At 33.5% G+C, this 24977-nt stretch carries 16 protein-coding genes; 5 read left to right on the top strand and 11 right to left on the bottom strand.

Features of this window, described 5'->3' with window-relative positions:
* Window positions 1-114: 114 nt before the first annotated feature.
* Window positions 115-642, bottom strand: coding sequence for a KdsC family phosphatase (locus B0I03_RS09200; protein WP_111567146.1), 528 nt, complete (start codon window positions 640-642; stop codon window positions 115-117).
* Window positions 626-1384 (bottom strand): Rossmann-like and DUF2520 domain-containing protein, encoded by a 759-nt coding sequence (locus B0I03_RS09205; protein ID WP_111567147.1) that lies wholly within the window; start codon window positions 1382-1384, stop codon window positions 626-628. Before B0I03_RS09205 ends, B0I03_RS09200 begins: the two co-directional genes overlap by 17 nt.
* Before the next feature lie 107 nt (window positions 1385-1491).
* Here B0I03_RS09205 and B0I03_RS09210 point away from each other — a divergent pair, with 107 nt between their 5' ends.
* Complete coding sequence (locus tag B0I03_RS09210; protein ID WP_111567148.1) at window positions 1492-3855, top strand: T9SS type A sorting domain-containing protein; 2364 nt, start codon at window positions 1492-1494, stop codon at window positions 3853-3855.
* 88 nt (window positions 3856-3943) lie between these two features.
* Here B0I03_RS09210 and pheT read toward each other — a convergent pair whose 3' ends face one another.
* The gene (gene pheT, locus B0I03_RS09215; protein ID WP_111567149.1) at window positions 3944-6373 is read right to left on the bottom strand and encodes a phenylalanine--tRNA ligase subunit beta; all 2430 of its coding nucleotides are present in this window, start codon (window positions 6371-6373) and stop codon (window positions 3944-3946) included.
* 268 nt (window positions 6374-6641) lie between these two features.
* Here pheT and B0I03_RS09220 point away from each other — a divergent pair, with 268 nt between their 5' ends.
* Both B0I03_RS09220 and B0I03_RS09225 read left to right on the top strand, forming a co-directional pair.
* Window positions 6642-8147, top strand: a complete 1506-nt coding sequence (locus B0I03_RS09220) for an aldehyde dehydrogenase family protein (RefSeq protein WP_111567150.1) — start codon at window positions 6642-6644, stop codon at window positions 8145-8147.
* Between the two features lie 180 nt (window positions 8148-8327).
* The gene (locus B0I03_RS09225) at window positions 8328-8708 is read left to right on the top strand and encodes a DUF779 domain-containing protein (protein WP_111567151.1); all 381 of its coding nucleotides are present in this window, start codon (window positions 8328-8330) and stop codon (window positions 8706-8708) included.
* A 28-nt stretch (window positions 8709-8736) separates the two neighbouring features.
* Here the strand turns inward: B0I03_RS09225 and B0I03_RS09230 are convergent, their stop codons facing one another.
* The 7 genes from B0I03_RS09230 to recG form a co-directional block, all read right to left on the bottom strand.
* A complete protein-coding gene (locus B0I03_RS09230; protein WP_111567152.1) occupies window positions 8737-9660 on the bottom strand; it encodes an AraC family transcriptional regulator in 924 nt (307 codons plus the stop codon).
* A 62-nt stretch (window positions 9661-9722) separates the two neighbouring features.
* Window positions 9723-10736: a proline iminopeptidase-family hydrolase gene (locus B0I03_RS09235; RefSeq protein WP_111567153.1), complete on the bottom strand. Its 1014-nt coding sequence runs from the start codon at window positions 10734-10736 to the stop codon at window positions 9723-9725.
* Window positions 10737-10801: 65 nt separating this feature from the next.
* The gene (locus B0I03_RS09240; RefSeq protein WP_111567154.1) at window positions 10802-11665 is read right to left on the bottom strand and encodes a bestrophin family protein; all 864 of its coding nucleotides are present in this window, start codon (window positions 11663-11665) and stop codon (window positions 10802-10804) included.
* Window positions 11666-11754: 89 nt separating this feature from the next.
* The gene (locus B0I03_RS09245; protein WP_111567155.1) at window positions 11755-13059 is read right to left on the bottom strand and encodes a TolC family protein; all 1305 of its coding nucleotides are present in this window, start codon (window positions 13057-13059) and stop codon (window positions 11755-11757) included.
* Window positions 13060-13063: 4 nt separating this feature from the next.
* Entirely contained in the window at window positions 13064-16150 is a 3087-nt protein-coding gene (locus B0I03_RS09250; protein WP_111567156.1) for an efflux RND transporter permease subunit, read from the bottom strand.
* A gap of 38 nt (window positions 16151-16188) precedes the next feature.
* On the bottom strand, window positions 16189-17247 hold the full coding sequence (locus B0I03_RS09255; protein WP_111567157.1) for an efflux RND transporter periplasmic adaptor subunit: 1059 nt from the start codon (window positions 17245-17247) through the stop codon (window positions 16189-16191).
* A gap of 198 nt (window positions 17248-17445) precedes the next feature.
* Window positions 17446-19554, bottom strand: a complete 2109-nt coding sequence (gene recG, locus B0I03_RS09260) for an ATP-dependent DNA helicase RecG (protein ID WP_111567158.1) — start codon at window positions 19552-19554, stop codon at window positions 17446-17448.
* A gap of 178 nt (window positions 19555-19732) precedes the next feature.
* Between recG and B0I03_RS09265 the strand changes: the two genes are divergently transcribed.
* Window positions 19733-21808, top strand: coding sequence for a M1 family metallopeptidase (locus tag B0I03_RS09265; RefSeq protein ID WP_245902995.1), 2076 nt, complete (start codon window positions 19733-19735; stop codon window positions 21806-21808).
* Window positions 21809-21840: 32 nt separating this feature from the next.
* On the opposite strand, the gene B0I03_RS09270 is transcribed toward B0I03_RS09265, so the two are convergent.
* A complete protein-coding gene (locus B0I03_RS09270) occupies window positions 21841-22365 on the bottom strand; it encodes a DUF7935 family protein (protein WP_111567160.1) in 525 nt (174 codons plus the stop codon).
* A 209-nt stretch (window positions 22366-22574) separates the two neighbouring features.
* On the opposite strand from B0I03_RS09270, the gene B0I03_RS09275 reads away from it, so the two are divergent.
* Window positions 22575-24902, top strand: coding sequence for an ATP-dependent helicase (locus B0I03_RS09275; protein WP_111567281.1), 2328 nt, complete (start codon window positions 22575-22577; stop codon window positions 24900-24902).
* The last annotated feature ends 75 nt before the right edge of the window (window positions 24903-24977 follow it).

The raw sequence follows: 24977 nt of genomic DNA on the forward strand, positions 1-24977 counted from the left end.
TTGTCCCGATGCTTCGGGATTTATTGTGTTGAAAGAGATACACTGAGTCCGAAGCGTCGGACGTTTCACTTTTTTAAGAAAAACTTCCATCTTCCAGCATCCAACTTCCATCACTTAATCAAATTTGGCATCAAAATGTTCCATCCATTTGCCTTGTACTTTCATCACTTGTTCGATGACATCACGAACGGCTCCTTTTCCGCCTTCTACGTGCGAAATGTATTTGGATATTCCTTTGATTTCTGGAACTGCGTTTTGTGGACACGTTGGTAAACCTACTAATTGCATTACGTGATAATCTGGAATGTCATCACCCATATATAACACATTTTCAGGTTGGATATTGTAAATGTCTGTGAATTCTTTGAAGGTTTCTACTTTGTTTGGAACGCCTAAATGGATATCTGTAATTCCTAAATTTCTCAAACGAACACGAACACCTTCGTTGCTTCCGCCTGATATGATACAAACAGTGTAGCCATTTTCAACAGCGGCTTTCATAGCATAACCATCTCTAATATTCATATTACGAAGCATTTCGCCTGTTGGGGTTACGTGAATAGTTCCGTCAGTTAACACTCCATCTACGTCGAAAATGAAAGTGGTGATTTCGTTCATGAGTTCTTTATAACTTTTTGACATGTTGAATCGATTGTGTAAGTAATTGATATAGGTTTTTATATTCAGGATTTTCTAAGAAATCCAAGTGTTTTTCAATGGTTTTGGTATCGTTTCGTAAGGCTGGTCCCGTTTGTGCTTCTTTTGGAGAAAGTTCCATGATCTTGTGAGCCGTTTCCTGAATTAACGGATGTAATACTTCAAACGGAACGTTGTTTTCTTTGCAAATTTCATTTCCAATTTGGTACAAATGATTCACAAAATTACAAACAAAAACAGCAGCTACGTGTAAGCTTTTTCGTTGTTCGGAAGAAATATGAACAACTTTTTGTGAAATGCAATTGCCTAATTTTTCTAAAATTTGGTAATCTGATTCCTTTTCAGCTTCTAAACAAATGGGAATAGGAGCGAAGTCGATTTCTTTTCCTTTAGTAAACGTTTGTAATGGATAAAAAACGCCTTTTCTGTTCTTGTCATTCAAAACAGAAATATCTGAGGAACCCGAAGTATGCACTACCAAACGATTTTCAAATGGTAATTGCGCAGAAACTTCCGTAATAGCATTATCCGAAACTGAAATAATATACAAATCTGCTTCTGTAATTTTTTGATAATCAGCTGTGATTTTAGTTGCAGGAAGTAAATACGATAAATGACTTGGGTTACGAGCAAACGCTTGTACCAAATCCACTTCTTTAGCCTGCAACAACACCTGAATTAAGTGTTGTGCCACATTTCCTGAACCGATTAAAACGACTTTTATCATGGGGTAAAAATAGTGAAATTTGAGGAATTTTCCTTCTTAAAATATTTTTAGATTATGCTTTGATATTTAGTGATTTATCTTACTTTTACTTCTTTAATTTCTTACAAATGAAAAAACTTTACTTTTTGTTATTTTTGATAATTGGTTTTTTAGCTAATGCACAGATTGTGAATATACCTGATGCTAATTTTAAAGCGAAGTTGTTGAGTGCGAGCCCGAGTAATCAGATTGCGTCAACAAGTTCATTAGTTTACAATTCGATGAATGGTACTTGGGGTGTTTATAGTTACAATGTTATTGATTCAAATAATGATGGTGAGATACAAGTGAGTGAGGCTCAGGCTATAAAATGGCTAGATGTTTCAAATTCAAATATTTCAAATATTTCAGGAATAGAAGCATTTATTAATTTGGAACATTTATCTTGTTTAAGTAATCAATTAACTTCAATAAACATTCAAAATTTGACTAATTTAGTACAGTTTAATTGTTCTAACAATCAATTAACTTCATTAAATTTACAATCTTTAACTAATCTAAAATCTGTATGGTGTTCTGATAATCAAATTTCAAACTTAAATCTTCAAGGATTACTAAATCTACGATTATTAAACGCAAATAATAACCAATTAGCACAGATTAATATAGAAGATTTAGAAAGTTTGGAAATCCTTTTTATTCAAAATAATTTACTAACGAATTTTAGTGCTCATGATTTAACCAATTTGAACTCTATAATATGTAGTTATAATCAAATTAATTCTATTTCTGTTCAAGGATTGTTAAATTTAGAATATTTTAGATGCAATTCAAATCAATTAACATCATTAAATGTTGATGAATTAACAAAACTTAAAGAATTGGATTGTGATTCAAATTTTATTACAACTTTAAATATTGAAAACTTGTCAAAGTTAGAATATTTAAAATGTAGTTCAAATCAATTACTAAGTTTATTTTTAAAAAATGGAAATGAAAGTTCGTGTACTTTAGATTTTTTTAGTAACCCAAACTTAAATTTTATTTGTGCAGATGCTGAAGAAATTGATTATGTGCAACAACAATGTTTATATTCATTTATTCCTGATTGCAACGTAAACGATTACTGCTCTTTCACACCAGGAGGAACATTCTATGAAATTTCAGGAAATACCAAATTAGATTCAAACAACAATGGTTGCGATGCTTCGGATATCAATTATTCCAATTTAAATTTTTCAATTACTGATGGAACTAATGCTGGTTCTTTAATTGTAAACCAAACAGGAAATTATAATATACCAGTTTCCGCAGGAAATCATACTATAACTCCAAACCTTGAAAACCCTAGCTATTTTAATATTTTCCCAACTAGTTTTACTGTTGATTTTCCAACACAAACAAGTCCGTTTACGCAAGATTTTTGTGTAACAGCAAATGGAGTTCATCATGACGTTGAAGTAGTGTTGATTCCAACAGTTCCAGCTCGTCCAGGTTTTGATGCTAATTATAAACTGATTTATCGTAACAAAGGAAATCAAGTTGAGAATGGTAGTATATCTTTAACATTTGATGATGCTAAATTAGATTTTGTTTCTTCTAATCCGGTTTTTAATAGTACAGCTGTAAATAATTTAACCTGGAATTATACTAATTTACAACCTTTTGAAACCAGAGAAATTGCATTAGTATTAAACGTAAATTCTCCAATGGAAATACCGGCAGTTAACAATGGAGATCAAATAAATTTTTTAGCTGAAATTACTCCTTTTACCAATGATGAAATACAATACGATAATATTTTTGCTATAAAGCAAATTGTAGTTGGTTCATACGATCCAAACGATAAAACGTGTTTAGAAGGTACAACTATTACACCTAGCGAAGTGGGTAACTACGTTCATTATGTAATTCGTTTTGAAAACACAGGAACTTTCCCTGCAGAAAATATTGTGGTGAAAGATATGATTGATTTGGCTAAGTTTGATATTACAACGTTAGTTCCATTAAAAAGTAGTCACGATTTTTATACGAGAATTAATGGAAACAAAGTGGAATTCATTTTTGAAAACATCAATTTAGATTTTAATGATGCCACTAATGATGGTTATGTGGTGTTTAAAATTAAAACGAAACCTACGTTAGTTGTTGGAAATACTTTCACTAATAATGCTAACATTTACTTTGATTACAATTTCCCGATAACAACGAATACGTACACAACAACTGTTGCTGCTTTAAGCACGCAAGATTTTGATTTTGGAACTTATTTTACTTTATATCCAAATCCAGCAAAAGATGTTTTGAATATTCAAGCTAAACAAGGTTTAAAAATCAATTCTATTGAAATTTATAATCAATTAGGGCAAATTGTTATGGCAAGTACAAATACTTTAAATACAATAGACGTTTCTAACCTAGCTTCAGGAACGTATTTCGTAAAAATAAATACCCAAAAGGGTAGTGCTAATGTGAAATTTGTGAAGGAATAGTTTTTAGATAATAATATAAAAACAAAAACTCCCGATTCAAATGAATCGGGAGTTTTTTATACTGTAAACTGTGACTGTAAACTGAATACTAACGCAAGCTTGCTCCTAACTGACTTTCAAAATTACCTTGTAACTTACTCATAATTTTATCAATTTGAGTGTCGGTTAAGGTTTTTGAATCGTCTTGTAAAATGAAACTTACAGCGTATGATTTTTTACCTTCAGGTAAGTTGTTTCCTGTGTAAACATCGAATAAATTTACGTCTTTTAACAAGCCTTTTTCAGTTTGTTTGGCGATGTTATAGATTTGTTCGAATGGGACGTTTTCGTCTAATAATAACGCTAAATCTCTACGAACTTCAGGATATTTTGGAATATCGGTAAATTTAATTTTCGTAGAAACGTATTTTTGAATTTTATCCCAAGCAAAATCAGCGAATAACACTTCTTGTTTGATATCGAAATGTTTTAAAACTGATTTTTTAACTGTTCCAAATTCTACAATTACTTCTTTTCCAACTGCTAAAGCTAAACCTTCTGCGAAAATATCATTTTCAAATGGTAATGAAGTCACTTTTTTATCTAATCCTAAACGACTTAAAATCGTGTTGATATACCCTTTAAACAAGAAGAAATCAGATTTCGTTTGTGCGTTTGTCCAACTTTCGTTTTGTCTATTTCCAGTTACTAATAACGTTAAGTGTTTGTTTTCATCGTGACCATTAGCCGTTTTGTGATAACTTTTTCCAAATTCGAAGAATTTTAAATCGCTTCTTTTTCTGTTGATGTTGAAAGAAACCGCTTCTAATCCAGAAAACAATAACGATTGACGCATCGCTGATAAATCGCTACTCAACGGATTTAACATCATTACATTGAATTCTTCTTTCAAGTTTTCCGAAAGTTTCACGTAATCTGGCGTAGTTAGTGAATTCGCCATCATTTCGTTGAAACCTAACGAACACAATTGGTTGGCAATGATATTTTGTACTTTATATTCTTCCGTTCTTGATGAATAAGCTGTTGTTGCATTTACTTTTGAAGGGATTTTGATATTGTTATATCCGTAAACACGTAAAATTTCTTCAATAACATCTATTTCGCGAGTAACATCTACACGGTAAGAAGGAATGGTTAATCCTAAACCTGCTTCGGTGATACTGTTAACTTTGATATCTAATGAAGCTAAAATTTTCTTAATCGTTTCTGGTTTAATTTCTTCACCAATGATTTTATTCACTTTGTTAAAATGAATAAATACACTGAAATCCTCAATCTTTTTAGGATAAATATCTACGATGTCCGAAGTAATTTCTCCACCCGCTACTTCTTGAATCAATAAAGCAGCACGTTTTAAAGCGTATTCTGTAATACTTGGATCGATTCCTCTTTCAAAACGGAAAGAAGCATCAGTACTTAACGTATGTCTTTTCGCAGTTTTTCTAACTGAAACGGGATTGAAATAAGCACTTTCTAAGAAAATAGCCTGAGTTTTTTCAGATACTCCTGAAGTTTTTCCTCCGAAAACACCTGCAATACACATTGGACCACTTTCGTCACAAATCATTAAATCTTCTTCGTGAAGTGTACGTTCGATATCATCTAAAGTAACAAATTTAGTTCCAGCCGGAACCGTTTTTACTACTACTTTATTTCCTTTAATTTGAGCCGCATCAAAAGCGTGTAACGGTTGACCTAATTCATGTAAAACGTAATTCGTAACGTCAACAATATTATTTTTTGGAGTTAAACCAATTGCTTTCAAACGGTTTTGTAACCAATTTGGAGATGGTTTCACTGTAACTCCAGAAATCGTAACCCCACAATATCTTGATGCTAATTTGTCGTTTTCAACTTTTACATCGATTTTTAACGTACGTTTTTCTACTTTAAATTTACTTACCGATGGCGTAATTAATTCAGAAGTAGTTCCTTTTTGAAGGATACCAGCACGTAAATCGCGAGCCACACCCATATGTGACATAGCATCAGCACGGTTTGGCGTTAATCCAATTTCGAAAACTTCATCGGTTTCTATTTCGAATACTTTTGAAGCTGGAGTTCCAGGTTTTAAATCTTCGTTCAAAATCATAATTCCGTCATGACTTTCGCCAAGACCTAATTCGTCTTCAGCGCAAATCATTCCGTGACTTTCTTGTCCGCGGATTTTTCCTTTTTTAATTTCGAATGCGTTTCCTTCTTTATCAAATAACTTGGTACCAATAGTCGCCACAGGAACTTTTTGTCCAGCCGCCACGTTTGGAGCACCACATACAATTTGAACAGGCGCGTTTCCATCACCTAAATCAACTGTTGTGATTTTTAGTTTATCAGCATCAGGATGTTTTTCACATGTAAGTACATGACCAATCACAACGCCTTGTAAACCTCCTTTTAAACTTTCGTATTTGTCAACGCCTTCTACTTCTAAACCTAAGTCGGTAAGAATGTCGGCAATTTCTTCAGATTTTAAATCGGTTTTAATGAATTGTTTTAACCAATTGTAAGATATACGCATTTTGTATCGAATTTTAAACGGCAAAGATACTTTATAAAATTAGAATTTAGAAATTAGAATTTAGAAATTTTGAACAGCCTTTTGGTGATAAGTTTAGAAAGGAAATATTATTAATTCGATAAATAATTGAGTAAAAAATTAATAGAAATGTAATTTTTAGATGTTAAAATTGAGACAATATCAGTTTTGTGCTATTAAATGAAATAATTGTGCTATTCTATGATAAGAATTGAATCTAATTTTGAGAAACAAACCAAAAATCAAAATTATGAGTAATTTAATTCAAAGACCACAACTAAAAGAAAAGTACGATAATTATATTAACGGAAAATGGACAGCGCCTTCAACAGGGCAATATTTCGAAGTACTTTCTCCAGTAGATGGAAAATTAATGGCAAAAGCAGCGCATTCGGCTAAAATGGATGTTGAAATGGCTGTAAATGCAGCTGACGAAGCCTTCAAAACATTCAGTCAAACTTCGGCTACAGAAAGAAGTATAATGTTGAACAAAATCGCTGATAGAATTGAAACTAATTTAGAATACATCGCTGCGGTTGAAACGTTAGATAACGGTAAAGCCATTCGTGAAACTATGGCTGCCGATATTCCATTAGCAATTGACCATTTTAGATATTTTGCAAGTGTAATTCGTGCCGAAGAAGGTTCAATTACCGAATTAGATAAAGATACGGTTTCTATCATCGTTCATGAGCCAATTGGAGTTGTAGCACAAATTATTCCTTGGAACTTCCCAATTTTAATGGCCGTTTGGAAATTAGCTCCAGCTTTAGCCGCAGGAAACTGTGTAGTGTTGAAACCAGCAGAAAGCACGCCAATTTCAATTATGGTTTTGATGGAAATTATCGGAGATTTAGTTCCAGCAGGAGTTATCAATGTTATCAATGGTTTTGGAGCGGAATTAGGAAGAACTTTGGTAACCAATCCAAAAGTTTGTAAAGCAGCATTTACGGGTTCGACAGCGACAGGTAGAATGGTAATGCAATATGCTACAGAAAACATTATTCCGGTTACGTTAGAATTAGGTGGAAAATCACCAAATATTTTCTTCCCATCGGTAATGGATGCTGACGATGAGTTTTTAGATAAAGCTCTAGAAGGAGTTGCTCTTTTTGCCCTAAATCAAGGAGAAGTTTGTACCTGTCCATCAAGATTATTAATTCACGAATCGATTTATGATAAATTTATCGAAAGAGTATTGGAAAGAGTAAAATCAATCAAAATGGGTAATCCATTAGATCCAACGGTGATGATGGGAGCTCAAGCTTCACAAATTCAAAAAGACAAAATTCTTTCGTACATTAATTTAGGTAAAGAAGAAGGTGCTGAATTGTTATGCGGTGGTGATGTAAATCATCTAGGTGGCGATTTAGAAGGCGGTTATTACATCCAACCAACTTTATTCAAAGGGCACAACAAAATGCGTATTTTCCAAGAAGAGATTTTCGGACCAGTTTTAGCGGTTACGACTTTTAAAACTACAGAAGAAGCTTTAGAAATTGCTAACGACACCATGTACGGATTAGGAGCAGGTGTTTGGACGCGTGATGCACATGAATTATATCAAGTACCAAGAGCTATTCAAGCAGGACGTGTTTGGGTAAACCAATATCATGCTTATCCAGCTGGAGCGCCATTTGGAGGTTACAAACAATCAGGAATTGGTAGAGAAAATCACAAAATGATGTTAGACCATTACCGTCAAACTAAAAACATGTTGATTTCTTATAACAAGAACAAATTAGGTTTCTTTTAGTAGATGATAAACGAACCCAGTGTAATGCTGGGTTTGTTTTTTATAAACACATAGACACAATAGATTTGCTTTGGGTTAAGTTTTAGGCGTTTCACTTTACATAGTACGCATAGAATTTAACGTAAATGGTAAAAAAACTTCGTGTTGTACTTTGTGAAACTTTGTGTAATCTTTCAAAATATGGAAAAAATAAAACGATTAGAAGCTACCGAAAAAGCTATAGAATTAATCAAAATCCTTTCGGATAAATTTGGCGATTTGATGTTTTATCAAGCAGGCGGTTGTTGCGAAGGAACGCAACCACAATGTTTTGAAAAAGGCGGATTTTATTTGCGCTATGGCGATGTTTGCATTGGAACCCTTCAAGGATTTGAATTTTGGGTGGACAAAGATTTGTTCGAATATTGGAAACACGCTCATTTTACTTTAGATGTAACCGATGGAATAGGCGCAGGTGGTTTTTCATTAGAAACCCCTTACGGAAAAACATTCAAAGTAAATTATAGATTATTTACAGAAGAAGAAGTTCAGAATTTAGAAGAAATTAGGTTAAATGAGTAAAAATCAACTTGAAACCTGAAACTAAAAATCACCCATTATAATTCATCAACTGATATTGCTTCGGAGTAACACCTTCATATTTTTTAAATAACCTTATGAAGTAATTGCAGTCTTCAAAACCGGTAGCATATGAAACTTCATTGACTTGAATGTTGGGATTGCTCAATAGTTTTTTGGCGTATTTTATCTTTTCGTTCAAGATATATTCAATTGGGCTCATGCCTAATTCTCTTTTGAAATAACGATAAAATGAAGTGGTGCTCATACACGCTTTATCGCTTAAATCTTTCAAATTGATGGTTTCTCGAATATTACTTTTAATATATTCAATCGCTGGTGTAATCGGACTATTGCTATCGATAAATCTTTCGTTTTCAAAACGTTTTGTGGTTTGCGTTTGAATAATTCGGATTATCAATTCTTGAAGCGTTAAATCGGCAAGAACGTCTTTGGTTAGCGAATTGCCCATGCATTCTTTAATCAACTTGTTGATGGTTCCAGCTAATTCTACATTGTTGTAAAAGAAATAATTTTCGTGGTCTAATTTCCACAAATTACTTTTTCCTTCTTTCGGATATTTCTCGTTTAAAAAATCCAAAGTATTCGTAATAATTTGATTGTCGATTGCCAAAGCGATACACTGCGTCGGATTCTCTTTTGAAGCTTCGGGAAAATCGATTTTCATTTCGGCATTAGAAGGTACAATTACGGTTTCGCCGGGTAAATATTCAAAACTTGGATCTTCAAATAAATGCATCACTTTTTTTCCACGCAACATACTTGTTACCACCAAATCATTAAACTTCAAAGGAACCAAATCTGATTTTTGATAGGTTTCAAAAATATTCAATTCGCAATGATCTAAAGAAAAAATGGTCCGATTTTCCACCAAAGTTTTTAACGACTTTTCGTGGGTTAAAGCAGGAGTAAAAAGTAACGCTTTGTTCGCCATTTTGAATTTTGAAATAGAAATCTAAGATACAAAAAAAGCAACTACTAAGAGTCGCTTTTTGTTTATTTTTTCAAGAACGAAATCAATCCACTAAAATACGTTTTTTGATCGTCGTAAAATGCCATGTGACTTCCTTTTGGACAGAATAAATACGAACCATTTGGTAAGATTTTTGAAATCTCTTCCATGTGTTTTGGATCCATTGTATCGTGTTTTGCTCCGATTACTAATGTTGGAATTTTTACGTTTTTCAAATCGGCTTTTCTATCCCATTTTTCTAATTTTCCTGAAATTCCAAATTCACTCGGACCTTGCATGGTTACATATAATGATTGATTCATCTTTGCAAACGAACGATTTACAGGTTCTGGCCAGTCTTTAGCAGGGAAACGAAGAATGTGTTTTTCATAGAAATTTGGAAGCAATAATTCCATGTATTTTGGATTGGAAAAATCGTTATTAGCTTCTATTTTCATCAATTCTGCCAACACTTCTGGATTCATTTGTTTGGCTAATACTTTATTGGCGTATTTATCATATTCTGGGCAACTTGCCATCATGTTGGAAATGATTAAGCCTTTCATATTGTTTTGATATTTCAAACTGTATTCCATCGCTAAAATGCCGCCCCAAGAATGTCCTAACAAATAAAAATTGGTGTTGTCTAGGTTCAAAGCTTTACGAACTTGTTCTACTTCTTCCACATATCTTGGCAAATCCCACATTGAAGTATCGTTAGGATTATCTGCATTTCCGCAACCTAATTGATCGTAATAAATGAACTCGATGCCTTCTGCTGGTAGGAAATTCTCGAAACATTCAAAATATTCGTGCGTAGCACCTGGACCACCATTTAAAAGCAATACTTTAATTTTTGGATTGTTTCCAATGCGCTTCGTCCAAACATTAAAAGTACCTTTTGGAGTTGTAATTGGAATGACTTTTACCCCACCATTTTGAATGCTATCAGCAGATTGTGTAAAATACTCGTTTTGAGTAGCTACCGTTTCTTGTTTACAGCTTGTTAGTAAAGCTATAGTGAAGAGTAGGAGTGTGGCTTGGAATAGGTTTTTCATGATATAATTTTTTTAAAGAATAGTAAAAGTATTATTTTCAAATATACCAAATTTCCTCGAAACCCTTATAAAATCTCTTCCACATGCTTCTTAATATTTGAAGCTATTTTCGTCATCGGTAAATCGTTGGCATCGTTGCCAAATGGGTCTTCGATTTCTTCGGCGATTAATTCTAAACTCGCTAAAACATAAAAGATAAAAATCACCACTGGAATTACGTAGTAACCCAAACTAAATACAAATCCGAAAGGTAATGTCATTACAAAAAAGAAGATGAATTTTTTAATAAACGAACTGTAAGAGTAGGGAATTGGCGTGTTTTTAATACGCTCGCAAGCACCACAAATATCGGTAAACGATTGTAATTCGGAATTGATGATGTAAAATTGGTCACCCGTAATTTTTCCTGATTTATACAAATCATTCGCTTTTTGAAACAACATTTTTGCCACTTGATTCGGGCGGTGTTTGTGATGATCGATTTCCAAATCTAAACCTTCAAACAACATTTTACTTACCTCTTCATTCAATAAATGTTTCGCAAGCACCGAAGCATAAGCCGGAATCACTTTTCTGTAGAAATTTCTATCATTTTCATCAGACAAATAAGCGGAAAGTTTTAAGGCTAAATTTCGACTATTGTTTACTAATGAACCCCATTGTTTTCGACCTTCCCACCAACGGTCGTAAGCCGTATTGGTTCGGTAAGCCAATAATAACGACAACACAAAACCTACGGTGGTGTGCATGATATTCAGGTTCTTTACATGACTAGTTTCGGAAAGTTTCCAATATTCTATTTCCAGATACGCTATTCCGTAGGAATATAATCCAATGAAAAACATCATAGGAATTAGTTGACGAAACGTATCCGATTCGTGAAAACGAAAAATAAAAGTAATCCAGTCTTTTGGGTTGTATTGGACCATTTTTTAGTGATTAGTGAAAAGTGATTAGTGAAAAGCGGATTCTCAATTTCACAGTTTGACAATTAAACATTTTAACAAATCTAAAAATATTAATTCAATTTTAATGTACCGGCTAATTCTTTTAAGTTAATTTCTGAAAGTTTGGTTACATATTGTGCATTTGAATAACGAACAGAAGCTTCTACAAAGTTTTGTTGAGCGGTTCTGAATTCGATAGTGGTAATGGTTCCAATTTTGAATTTAGCTAACGTAATATCTAAGTTTTGTTTGGCGATTTCTAAGTTTTTTTCTTCCACTTTTACCAACTCTAAATTGGTTTGATAACTCGCAAATAAAGAAGATAATTGTGAGCTTAGCGATAATTTTTGTTGTTCTAAAAGTAAACCTGCATTCTCTACTTGATATTTCGCTACTTTTTCGTTTCTGTTTTGAAGAAAGCCATTAAAAATAGGCACAGAAGCCGTTACTCCATAAACAAAACCTTGTCCAGAAGATTGCGTGATGAATCCTAAAGAAGCTTCTGAACGTGTGAAATTATAACCCGAAGTAATTCTAACTGTAGGATAGCGATTCCCCTTAACTTGTTTCAAATTCAAATCGGCTACTTTTTTAGAGAGAATTTGCGCTTGTAATTGCGGATTTTGTTTTTCGGCTGTCGATTTTAAATCGTTGAAATCTAAATTTTGTTCGAATGTAACTTCGTTAGCGACTTTAAAATCAGTCTGAATATCACGAACTAATAATTCATTAAGTCTTATTTTACTGATTTTGATGAGTTCTTTTTGCCTCAATTGCAAACTTAAATCACTGTTTAAATCTACTTGTGCATTCAAAACTTCTAATTTCGAAGCTTTTCCAATGCTAAAACGATTTTGAGCTGTTGTCAATCTTTGGTTTGAAATTACAATCGCCGTATCAATCGAAGCCAAAACTTGTTGTTGTTGCACTAAATCGAAATACGTTGTATATACATCGCTAATTCGGGTTAAAATGGCGGTTTGTAATTCGGCTTTTCCTTGTTGTTCCAAAACGTTTAATTGCTCTTTTCTTGCAAACATGCTTAAACCGTCGAAAATCGTCCAATCTAAACCAATTCCATAAGTTAAATTCATGTTTTTGGCATTGTCTAATTCACGAACAGTTCCATCACCTTGCGTTTGTTTGGTGTCTAATTGACTGTTATTGTTGGTAAAATTCGCATTCAATGATGGCAACATTCCGGCATTGGCTAAATTGTTATTGGTAGCATCAATTTTGGAATTATTTTCAGCAATTTTAATGTCGTAATTGTTTTCTAAAGCAATTTTTACCGCGTCTTCAAGCGAAAGCAATTCTTGTGCTTGTGCTGAAAATCCAATGATGAAAAGGAATACTATTTTATATAAATTTTGCATAATATTATTTTTCTAAAGCGTCTAAATTATCAAATTCTGGTCGGTGTTTTTTGGCTCTTGACCACATTAAATAAATGGCTGGAATTACGAATAAAGTTAAGATTAACGAGAACATCGTTCCACCTACAATAACAACTCCCATTCCCATTCTACTTGCCGAAGCAGCTCCAAGTGACAAAGCAATTGGTAAAGCTCCTAAAGCAATGGCTAAACTCGTCATTAAAATCGGTCGTAAACGAGCTTCCGAAGCTTCTAAAATGGCATCGTATTTCGATTTTCCTTGTTCTCGAAGTTGGTTGGCGAATTCGACTATTAGAATTCCGTTTTTGGTAACGAGTCCAATCAGCATAACGGTTCCAATTTGACTAAATATATTCCATGTTTGCCCGAATAGCCATAGTGAGAATAACGCTCCAGCTACTGCCATTGGTACGGTTAAGATGATAATAAAAGGGTCAATGAAACTTTCAAACTGAGCGGCTAAAATCAAATAAATCAATAGTAAAGCCAATCCAAAAGCAAAAGAAGTATTCGAACTACTTTCTACGAAGTCACGAGATTCTCCACCTAAATCGGTTGTGAAAGTATCGTCTAACACTTTTTCTTTGATTTCGTCCATTGCATTGATACCGTCAATCATACTTTTTCCAGGTGCTAAACCTGCAGAAACCGTTGCCGACATATAGCGATTGTTATGGAATAATTGTGGCGGATTACTTTGTTCTTCTACCTCAACTACGTTGTCTAATTGAATTAATTCGCCCGCTTTGTTTTTTACAAACATCGAAGTTAAATCTAATGGAGCATCGCGGTCTTTTTCGTCAAATTGTCCAATAACTTGATATTGTTTTCCATTTTGCATGAAATAGCCAAAACGTTGTCCACTTAACGATAACTGTAATGTTTGTGCAACATCTATCACAGAAATTCCTAAACTCTCTGCTTTTTCACGATTAATTGTTACGTTGATTTCAGGTTTATTGAATTTTAAATTCACATCGACATTGGAGAAAGTTTCGTTTTTACTTGCTTCTTCCATGAATTGTGGAATTTTTTCTCTTAATTTTTCAAAATTCGGAGCTTGAATAATGTATTGAATTGGCAAACCACCACGTCTGTTTACAGAAATAGTAGGTTGTTCCGAAACATTTACTTTGGCTTGTGGATATTTTTTAGTCCATTTGTTTAAATCGTCAACAATTTCTTTTTGCGATTTTTCTCGTTCACTTGGGTCAACCAAAGCTAAACGAACTCTTCCTGCATTTACTGAGGAAGATAAAAATCCTGGTGAAGTAATTACCAATGCTACTTTCTTTTCAGGAATCGAATCGTTGATTAATTTAGATAAATCGTCCATAAAACGATCGGTATATTCGTAAGTAGAACCTTCTGGAGTAGTTACGCTGACAATTCCTAAACTTCTATCGTCGTAAGGAGCGGTTTCTTTTGGAAGAATCGCAAAGAACAATACAATTAATCCCAAACAAATAATGATGATTGGAAAACTTAACCATTTTCTTTTTAGGAACTTAGTTAAAGAATTTGCATATCCGGTATTTAAACTCACAAAGAAAGGTTCTGTGGCTTCATAGAATTTTGTTTTCTTTTGTTCGCCACCTTTCATTAAATACGCATTCAACATTGGAGTCAACGTCAACGATACAAAGGCAGAAATCAGTACGGCGGCACCTATGACAACTCCAAACTCTCGAAACAATCGTCCAACGAATCCTTCTAAGAAAATAATCGGTAAGAAAACGGCAGCTAACGTTACTGAAATCGAAATTACAGCAAAGAAAATTTCATTAGAACCTTTGATGGCTGCTTCGATTGGAGACATGCCTTCTTCGACTTTTTTGAAGATGTTTTCGGTAACAACAATTCCGTCATCGACTACTAATCCAGTGGCTAAAACAATTGCTAAAAGTGTTAATACATTGATGGAAAAACCACACAAATACATGATGAAAAAAGTAGCTATCAACGAAACTGGAATATCAATTAAAGGTCGGAATGCAATGGACCAATCTCTAAAGAATAAAAAGATAATGATGATTACCAAAACTACCGAAATGGCTAATGTTTCAGCAACTTCAACTACTGATTTTTTAATGAAAACAGTATTATCCAAAGCAATATCTAATTTGATGTCACTTGGTAAATCTTTCTTTAATTTATCAACTTCGGCATAAAATTGTTCGGCAATTTCTAAGTAATTCGTTCCAGGTTGTGGAATAACGGCAACAGCCACCATCGGATTTCCTGATTCTGTGAACTTGGTTTCTAAATTTTCAGAAGCTAAAACTGCATAACCAATATCGCTCAAACGAACGGTTTTATTCGCATCAGCTACAATGATAATATCGTTGAATTCCTTTTCTGTAGATAAATTTCCAAGAGTTTTTACCATTAATTCGGTATTGGCACCTGTTAATTTTCCTGAAGGTAATTCTACATTTTGTTTGTCTAAAGCATTTCGAACATCGGCAACTGTGATTCCGTAAGCATTTAATTTGATAGGATCCATCCAAATACGCATCGAATAACGTTTTTGTCCCCAAATCTGTACGCTACTCACACCAGGAATCGTTTGAATTCTCTCAGAGATTACGTTTTCAGCATAATCACTCAACTCCAAAGCATTTCTAGTTTGACTCTGAACGGTCATCGAAATAATGGCATCTGAATCGGCATCTGCTTTTGAAACAACTGGTGGCGCATCAATATCTTGAGGTAAACTTCTAACAGCTTGCGAAACTTTATCACGCACATCGTTAGCAGCTTCTTCCAGGTTTTTCTCTAATTTGAATTCGACTGTAATATTACTCGAACCTTGATTACTCGAAGACGTAATATTTCTGATACCATCAATAGAGTTAATAGCTTTTTCAAGTGGTTCTGTAATTTGCGATTCAATAATATCGGCATTAGCACCAGTGTAATTCGTTCGAACATTAATTACGGCAGGATCAATCGAAGGGAATTCGCGAACACCCAAATAACTAAATCCTAAAATACCAAAAAGGATAATCAATAAGTTGATTACAATGGTAAATACGGGTCTTTTTATACTTAAAGTAGATAAACTCATTTTAAATTTAGAAGTTTGAAATTAGAATTTAGAAAAGCTTATTTTACTTTTACTTTGATATCAGCTTCGTCTTTTAAAGCCATAACGCCAGAAGTTAAAATCGTATCTCCTGATTTAACGCCTTGCGTAACAATTACATCTTTATCCGTTCTAGCAATCGTTTCTATTTTTACTTCTTTTGCTTTTCCGTTATTAGCAATATAAACTACTTTTCCATTTTGAACAGGAACAACAGCTTCTGAAGGAATTTGAATAGCGCCTTTGATATTTTTTAGAGGAAGTTCTATAGTAGCAAAAGTCCCCGCCAAAAGTTTTCCATTCGGATTTTCAGCAATGGCCCTGATTTTTAAAGTTCGAGTAGAAGTTTCAATTTCAGGTTCGATAGCGTAAATTTTTGCTGTAAATTTTTCAGGATTATTCGGAATCGTAAATTGAATTGCAGTATTATTTTCAACTTCCGAAGCATATTTTTCAGGAATTGAAAAGCTAATTTTAACTTGATTTGAGCTTACTAATTTGGTGATTAGAGTCGTAGGAGTTACATACGTTCCAGGAGAAATGTTTCGTAATCCAATTTTTCCAGAAAAAGGCGCTCTTACAGTTGTTTTAGCAATTTGTGCTTGAATTAATTGCGTTTGTGCTTTAAGACTTCTGTATTCAGCACTTGCAATATCATATTCTTCTTGAGAAATCGCTTCTTTTTGTAATAGTAATTTAGCTCTTCTTTCGTTTTCTGAAGCTAAACTTTGACGGGTTTGGGCTTGCGAAAGTTGGGCACGAAGTTCAATATCGTTTACTTTAAATAAAACTTGACCTTTACTTACGTTTGTTCCTTCTGTGAAATAGATTTTTTCTACGATTCCCGAAACTTCACTTCTAATTTCTACATTTTCATTGGCTTCAATAGAACCAGAAAGTGAAATAGTATTCGCAAAATTAGTTTCAGAAACTACAATGGCATCAACCATCATTGGAGGTTTTTTATCTCCTTTTCCACCACCATTTTCAGATTCGGCACTGTTTTTTGTAATTCGATATCCAATTAAACCAACAAGAGTTAAAGTGATTAGCGTGATGCTTATAGTTTTTATTTTCATAATTACGGGACTAAACTTAAGATTTTATACAAAACTAAGTTTTACTATATAATTATGCCAAAACCTTACCATTTATTTAACATTGTTGTAGGTACAAATGTTTTAAAAATTTGAGATTTATTTAAAAAAGTTACGAAATAGGTGTTGAAATTTACTTTTTGTTATAATTTTTCTAAGCTTCGTTACATTAAATGAAATTTAGCTAATGTAATTCCAAATTGTCTTCTTTTTGCTTAATTCAATAAAAGCTTCTCTTAATTTAGCGTGTTCTGATTTTTCCATTGGAGCATCATCTTTTAATAGTTTTATGGCATGATGTCTTGCCAATTGTAGAATGTCTTTGTCTTTAACTAAATCCGCAATTTGAAGATTTAAAACGCCACTTTGTTGTTTGCCCATAATGTCACCTGGACCACGCAATTTTAAATCGACTTCCGAAATTTCGAAACCATCATTGGTACGCACCATCGTTTCCATTCGGATTTTACTATCGTTACTTAGTTTGTGACTCGTCATTAAGATGCAATAACTTTGTTCGGCACCACGACCTACGCGACCGCGTAACTGATGCAATTGTGATAAACCAAAACGTTCCGCACTTTCTATAACCATTACAGAAGCATTCGGTACATTTACCCCAACTTCAATCACAGTAGTCGCCACCATTATATTGGTTTTTCCTTCCGCAAAACGACGCATTTCTTCGTCTTTATCCGCTGGTTTCATTTTTCCGTGAACTATTGAAATTGAATATTGAGGTAAAGGAAAATCTCTTGAAATACTTTCGTAACCGTCCATCAAATCCTTGTAATCCATTTTTTCCGATTCTTGAATCAACGGATACACAATATATACTTGACGACCTTTTGCAATTTCATCTTTTAAGAATTTCCAAACTTTTAATCGGTTTGAATCATAGCGATGTACGGTTTGAATCGGTTTTCTGCCAGGTGGCAATTCATCAATAACAGAAATATCTAAATCGCCATACAAACTCATGGCTAAAGTTCGAGGAATAGGAGTAGCGGTCATTACCAAAACATGAGGTGGAACATCATTTTTCTTCCAAAGTTTAGAACGTTGTTCCACACCAAATCTGTGTTGCTCATCAATAATCGCTAGGCCTAAATTATGAAATTGTACTTTGTCTTCTAATAACGCATGCGTTCCAATTAAAATATCCAAAGTACCATTTTCAAGTTCTTCATGGATGATTTTTCTATCTGAAGTTTTAGTTGAACCAGTTAATATTTTTATATTGATATTAAGTTCTTTAGCTAATTCAGTAATTCCGTTAAAATGTTGATTGACTAGAATTTCAGTTGGCGCCATTAAGCAACTTTGAAAGCCATTATCTTTTGCCAAAAGCATGCACATTAAAGCAACAATCGTTTTTCCAGAACCAACATCACCTTGCAACAAACGATTCATTTGGGCGTTGCTTCCTAAATCATTTCGGATTTCTTTTAATACTCTTTTTTGAGCATTCGTTAAATCGAAAGGCAAATGATTTTTATAGAAATTATTGAAGTTTTCACCCACTTTTTCAAAAGGCATTCCTTTGATTTTGTGTTTGCGAATGAGATTTTTCGTAATCAATTGCAATTGAATGAAAAACAACTCTTCAAACTTCAATCGGAATTGCGCTTTTGCCAATAAATCTTGACTTTTCGGAAAATGAATATTGAACAAAGCAGCATTTTTTGGAGTCAATTTCAATTCGTCTAAAAGATAATTCGGTAAATTTTCAGAAAACAAAGCTTGCGTTTCCATAAACAATTGTTGCATCATTTTATTGATGACTTTGTTCGAAATTCCTTTATTGGCTAATTTTTCCGTACTTGGATAAACTGGTTGCATAGCCGAACGAAGACTGGCTTTGTGTTCTTCTAACAATTCCATTTCTGGATGTGCCATGTTATATGTAGCGCCAAATTGGGTGACTTTTCCAAAAATCACATAAGGAATATTAATTTTGATGCTTTCGCGAATCCATTTTTGACCTTGGAACCAAACCAATTCCATTTGGCCAGTATCATCTACAAAAGTGGCTACTAATCTCGATTTTCCTTTGCCTTGTTCAACCGTTTTGATGTTGATGATTTTCCCAACAATTTGTACTTCGGAATTGCTGTTTTGCAGTTCGTTTATCTTGTAATAACGCGTTCTATCAATATAACGATTTGGAAATAAATTTAGTAAATCGGCATATTTATGAATACCCAACTCCTTGCGCAATAAATCGCCACGCTGCGGACCAACGCCTTTGAGATATTCTATGGGAGTTTCGAGTAAATTCAAATTCAAGTGCAATTACAAGTTCAAAATTTAATTTTGGAACACTGATTTAAGAAATTTTAAAAATTTATATAATTACTTTAATCTGTGTTCCTAATGTAAAAGCGAAGATAGTTTATAATTTGTTAATTTAGAAATTAGAGAAATTGAAAATGTTTATATTCGTACCTTATTAAAATCCATCAAGATGTTTCGTATTCTTTTAGCCTTGTTTTTTATTAATGTATCTTTTGCTCAACAAATTGATAAAGTTGATTTTATAAGTTGTGAAGCTTTATTATTTCCGGATGCTTCTAATCAATCGATTACTGGAAATGTTACTTACATATTTGAAATTAAAAATGAGATAGATTCTATTAAAATTGATGCAAAAAATATGGAGTTTTTTGCTGTTTATTTGAATGACTCTAACAATAATCAGTTGAAGTATACTCACACCAATACTCATTTGATTTTACATGATGGATTAAAAAAAGGATTAAATGCTGTAAAATTAAAATACTCTGCAAAGCCGAAACAAACACTTTACTTCACAGGGAAAGATGAAAGTTTACAGATTTGGACACAAGGTCAAGGACGTTATACGAGTCATTGGTTACCAAGTTTTGATGATGTAAATGAAAAAATAATTTTTAAAATAAGTGTTTATTTTGATAATAAATTTCATGTATTGTCTAATGGAAACTTAGTAAATAGAGTAGCTCCTGTAAAATCGGATGAAAAGAAAATACTATGGGAATATGAAATGCAAAAACCAATGTCATCTTACTTAGTAATGTTGGCTATTGGAAATTTTGAAAAACAAACTGCAAAAACTAAATCAGGAACGCCATTAGAATTTTACTTGGATGAAAATGATGTTTCGAAATTTGAACCAACATATCGTTATTCCAAAGAACTATTCGATTATTTGGAACAAGAAATTGGCGTCAAGTATCCTTGGGGCATTTACCGACAAGTTCCGGTTCGTGATTTTTTGTATGCGGGAATGGAGAATACCACTTCTACGATTTTTGCACAAGATTTTGTAGTAGATGAAATTGGTTTTAATGATAGAAATTATGTAAATGTCAACGCACATGAGTTGGCGCATCAGTGGTTTGGGGATTTGATTACGGCGCAGTCTGGAAAACATCATTGGCTACAGGAAGGTTTTGCGACTTATTATGCGTTATTAACAGAACGTCATTTGTTTGGCGATGATTATTTCTACGAAGAATTAAACGATTATGCCGAACAGTTAAAACGTGCTTCTAAAACCGATACGATTCCAGTAATGAATGAAAAGGCGAGTTCGTTATCGTTTTACAAAAAAGGCGCTTGGACATTGCATGTGATGCGAGAAGATATTGGAGCAAAGAATTTCCAAAAAGCGGTTAAAAAGTATTTAAAGAAACACCAATATAAAAACGTAAATACTGATGATTTCTTAAAAATTGTAAAACAGGTTTCGGGTTATGATGTGGAAAATTTCAAAAGGATTTGGTTAGAAAAGCCTGGATTTGAAATGGAAATCGCTCAAAAATATCTATCTAAAAACAAATTCATTCAAGACTATTTTGCTCTAAGGAAAAGTAAAAAATCATTATCTGAATTAACAGAAATTTTAAAATCAAATGCCTATTATCCTATCAAACAATACATAGTATATCAAACGCGAAATGTTCCTTTTGATGAACGAAAAGTGATTTTAGAAAACGCTCTAGCTACAAACGATATTTTAGTTCGAAGAGCGGTTGCAGAATCCACACCAGTAATTCCAGAAGCTTTTAAATCGCAATATGAAACATTGTTGGATGACAATTCGTATCAAACGAAAGAAATAGCTCTAACTAATCTTTGGAAAAACTTTCCTGATGAGCGTTTGCATTATTTGGAACAAACAAAAGAAATTGTTGGGAATAATGATAAAAGTTTTCGCTTGACTTGGTTGGCCTTGGCTATGAATACGGAAAATTTGCCTGAGCAAGTGAAAGCTACTTCGTACAATCAATTATTAGATTTTGCTTCTGAAAACTATGAAAGTTCTGTTAGACAAAATGCTTTAGAATTGCTATTGCAGCTAAATCCAAATGATGAAAAAGTGATTGAATTATTGTTTAAAGCAACGGTGCATCACAAGTGGCAGTTCACTAAGTTTGGAAGAGATAACGTTCGTTTATTACTTAAAAAACCGGAATACAGAACACTAGTTGAAAAATTAGCATCAACTTCGGATGAAACCATGAAAGAGTTGTATTGGAAGTTTTTAAACGAAAAATAAAAAAATCCCGAGCTTCAACTCGGGATTTGTATTTAAAAAACTCTTTTCAATTCTTCTTTCAAATAGCTAATTGCAATATTACTTGGCGCTTCGGTTTCGGTTAACTCAATCATAATGGCTTCTCTTAGTTTATCTGCATCAGCTACATCATCGCGAAGTGCATTTTTTCGAATCATTTGAACCGTACTATTTTTAGCTTTCAATATGATATCCCAAGTTTCTGCTGTTAAATAAATTTGTTGCGTCAAATTATGCTCAAATTCAGTTTGAATGTGGTGCGATAATAAAGTTGCATAATCATCTTTACTTTTTCCTGTTGGTGCCACACGAATTAGTAATTGTGTTGGATTGATTCGTTCCAACAATAAAACCATTCGCTCATACGCTTGCAAACGAATTGGTAATGCTTGTTTTTGATTTTCTCTTAGTAATTCAAATTTGCGTTTGCTTTCTTCGCTATTATAAAATTTTTGCATCATTACAAAAGCTACACCACCCGTAATAAAAGCAGGTAAAGTGTAAGCAGCAATTTCTAATAATTTATCTTCGATTGTCATTTTTAAGTTGGTTTAATTTCATCGCAAATTAAGATTAAAATTATCAAATATCAAATTCAATTTCAAAAATCAAATTCAAATTTCTAAACGCCTTCACCCATCATCCATCATCCGACATCCATCATCTAAATTTTTTAAAAACTTGTATTAACCCTTTTCATGATGTATTTTTGTAAATTAGTTAAAAGTTATCGAATCCTATGAAAGAAATGCAGCGATATATCAGCCAATTAAACGAAGCACAGCAAGCACCTGTTTTGCAGAAAGACGGTCCCATGATTGTAATTGCAGGCGCTGGTTCTGGTAAAACACGTGTGTTAACCGTTCGTATAGCTAACTTGATGAGTCAAGGGGTAGATGCATTTAATATTTTGGCCTTAACTTTTACCAACAAAGCCGCACGTGAAATGAAAAAACGTATTGCAGATATTGTTGGAAATAATGAAGCTAAAAACCTTTGGATGGGAACTTTTCACTCGGTTTTTGCTAAGATTTTAAGAAGTGAAGCCGATAAATTAGGTTATCCGTCTAATTTCACAATTTACGATTCTCAAGATTCTTTACGTTGCTTAGGCGGAATCATCAAAGAAATGCAGTTGGATAAAGATATTTACAAACCAAAGCAAATCTTAGGGAGAATTTCATCCTATAAAAACTCGTTAATCACAGTAAAAGCATATTTCAATAATCCCGAATTACAAGAAGCCGATGCGATGAGCAAAAAACCACGCATGGGGGAAATTTATCAACAATATGTAGAACGTTGCTTTAAATCGGGTGCGATGGATTTTGATGATTTGTTATTGAAAACCAATGAATTATTGAATCGTTTTCCAGATGTGTTAGCGAAATATCAAGATAGATTTCGATACATTTTAGTAGATGAGTACCAAGATACGAATCATTCACAGTATTTGATTGTTCGTGCGTTGTCGGATAGATTTCAGAATATTTGTGTGGTGGGCGATGATGCGCAAAGTATTTATGCTTTCCGTGGAGCGAATATCAATAATATTTTGAATTTCCAGAAAGATTACGAAAACGTACAATTGTACCGTTTGGAGCAAAATTATCGTTCGTCTAAAAACATCGTAGAAGCTGCGAATAACGTAATCGATAAGAATAAAACCAAGTTAGATAAAATCGTTTGGACATCCAACGATGACGGACCAAAAATAAAAGTCCACCGAAGTTTAACCGATGGTGAAGAAGGTCGTTTTGTAGCAGCAACTATTTTCGATCAGAAGATGCAAAACCAAATGTTAAACGGACAATTTGCTATTTTGTATCGAACGAATGCGCAATCTCGAGCTATGGAAGATGCGTTGCGTAAACGCGATATTCCGTACCGAATTTACGGTGGTTTGTCGTTTTATCAACGTAAGGAAATTAAAGATGTTTTAGCGTATTTGCGTTTGGTGATTAATCCAAAAGATGAAGAAGCCTTAGTTCGTGTCATTAATTATCCAGCAAGAGGAATTGGTGATACGACGGTTGAAAAATTAACAGTTGCGGCCAATCATTACAAGCGTTCTATTTTTGAAGTGATGGAACACATTGATAAAATCGATTTGAAACTAAACGCAGGAACAAAAGCAAAATTGAATGATTTTGTGACGATGATTAAGAGTTTCCAAGTTATCAATGAAAATCAAGATGCATTTTTCTTAACTGATCATGTAACTAAGAAAACTGGATTAGTTCAAGAACTCAAAAAAGACGGAACTCCAGAAGGAATTGCGAAGATTGAAAATATAGAAGAACTTCTAAACGGTATCAAAGATTTCACTGAAGGTCAAAAAGAAATTGACGGAGCAAGAGGCGCGTTAGCTGAATTTTTAGAAGACGTAGCTTTAGCCACCGATTTAGATAAAGATACTGGCGATGACGATAGAGTAGCTTTAATGACGATTCACTTGGCAAAAGGATTAGAGTTTCCGCACGTGTTTATTGTGGGATTAGAAGAAGACTTGTTTCCAAGTGCGATGAGTTTGAATACTCGTAGCGAATTAGAAGAAGAGCGTCGTTTATTCTACGTAGCCTTAACTCGTGCCGAACATCAAGCGTATTTGACGTATGCGCAATCGCGTTACCGTTGGGGAAAATTAGTAGATAGTGAACCTTCGCGTTTTATTGAAGAAATCAACGACCAATATTTAGAATATTTGAATCCAGTAGATTCAGGTTATCGTTACAAACCGGTTATGGATATTGATGTTTTTGGCGATATTGATAAATCAAAATTACGATTAGCAAAGCCAACCGCAGGAACACCACCAAAATATTTAACACAAGACCAACCAAGTCCAACAGCAAATATTAGACGATTAAAACCTGTTTCAAGCAATTCAGGAAGTTCTAATGTTGTCGATGCGAATTTAAATGTTGGAAATATCGTAATGCACGAACGTTTTGGAAAAGGACAAATCGTAAACATTGAAGGAATAGGAGCGGACAAAAAAGCAGAAATTCGCTTTGATGTAGGTGGTTTGAAGAAGTTGTTGTTGCGTTTTGCGAAGTTGGAAGTGATTGGGTAAAAAAGTTTCAAGTTTCAGGTTTCAAGTTCTTCTTGTTAACTTGAAACCTGAAACAAAATTAACTTTAAACAAAAA

This window comes from Flavobacterium aquaticum, from assembly GCF_003259835.1.
GTDB classification, from domain to species: domain Bacteria; phylum Bacteroidota; class Bacteroidia; order Flavobacteriales; family Flavobacteriaceae; genus Flavobacterium; species Flavobacterium aquaticum.

What these genes read in the sequence shown, in the direction of transcription:
- B0I03_RS09275 (WP_111567281.1), top strand. Translation starts at nt 22,575, where the DNA reads ATGCAGCGATATATCAGCCAATTAAACGAAGCACAGCAAGCACCTGTT.
- B0I03_RS09230 (WP_111567152.1), bottom strand. Translation starts at nt 9,660, where the DNA reads ATGGCGAACAAAGCGTTACTTTTTACTCCTGCTTTAACCCACGAAAAG.
- B0I03_RS09255 (WP_111567157.1), bottom strand. Translation starts at nt 17,247, where the DNA reads ATGAAAATAAAAACTATAAGCATCACGCTAATCACTTTAACTCTTGTT.
- B0I03_RS09225 (WP_111567151.1), top strand. Translation starts at nt 8,328, where the DNA reads ATGGAAAAAATAAAACGATTAGAAGCTACCGAAAAAGCTATAGAATTA.
- B0I03_RS09205 (WP_111567147.1), bottom strand. Translation starts at nt 1,384, where the DNA reads ATGATAAAAGTCGTTTTAATCGGTTCAGGAAATGTGGCACAACACTTA.
- pheT (WP_111567149.1), bottom strand. Translation starts at nt 6,373, where the DNA reads ATGCGTATATCTTACAATTGGTTAAAACAATTCATTAAAACCGATTTA.
- B0I03_RS09220 (WP_111567150.1), top strand. Translation starts at nt 6,642, where the DNA reads ATGAGTAATTTAATTCAAAGACCACAACTAAAAGAAAAGTACGATAAT.
- B0I03_RS09200 (WP_111567146.1), bottom strand. Translation starts at nt 642, where the DNA reads ATGTCAAAAAGTTATAAAGAACTCATGAACGAAATCACCACTTTCATT.
- B0I03_RS09265 (WP_245902995.1), top strand. Translation starts at nt 19,733, where the DNA reads ATGTTTCGTATTCTTTTAGCCTTGTTTTTTATTAATGTATCTTTTGCT.
- B0I03_RS09235 (WP_111567153.1), bottom strand. Translation starts at nt 10,736, where the DNA reads ATGAAAAACCTATTCCAAGCCACACTCCTACTCTTCACTATAGCTTTA.
- B0I03_RS09250 (WP_111567156.1), bottom strand. Translation starts at nt 16,150, where the DNA reads ATGAGTTTATCTACTTTAAGTATAAAAAGACCCGTATTTACCATTGTA.
- B0I03_RS09245 (WP_111567155.1), bottom strand. Translation starts at nt 13,059, where the DNA reads ATGCAAAATTTATATAAAATAGTATTCCTTTTCATCATTGGATTTTCA.
- B0I03_RS09270 (WP_111567160.1), bottom strand. Translation starts at nt 22,365, where the DNA reads ATGACAATCGAAGATAAATTATTAGAAATTGCTGCTTACACTTTACCT.
- B0I03_RS09240 (WP_111567154.1), bottom strand. Translation starts at nt 11,665, where the DNA reads ATGGTCCAATACAACCCAAAAGACTGGATTACTTTTATTTTTCGTTTT.
- B0I03_RS09210 (WP_111567148.1), top strand. Translation starts at nt 1,492, where the DNA reads ATGAAAAAACTTTACTTTTTGTTATTTTTGATAATTGGTTTTTTAGCT.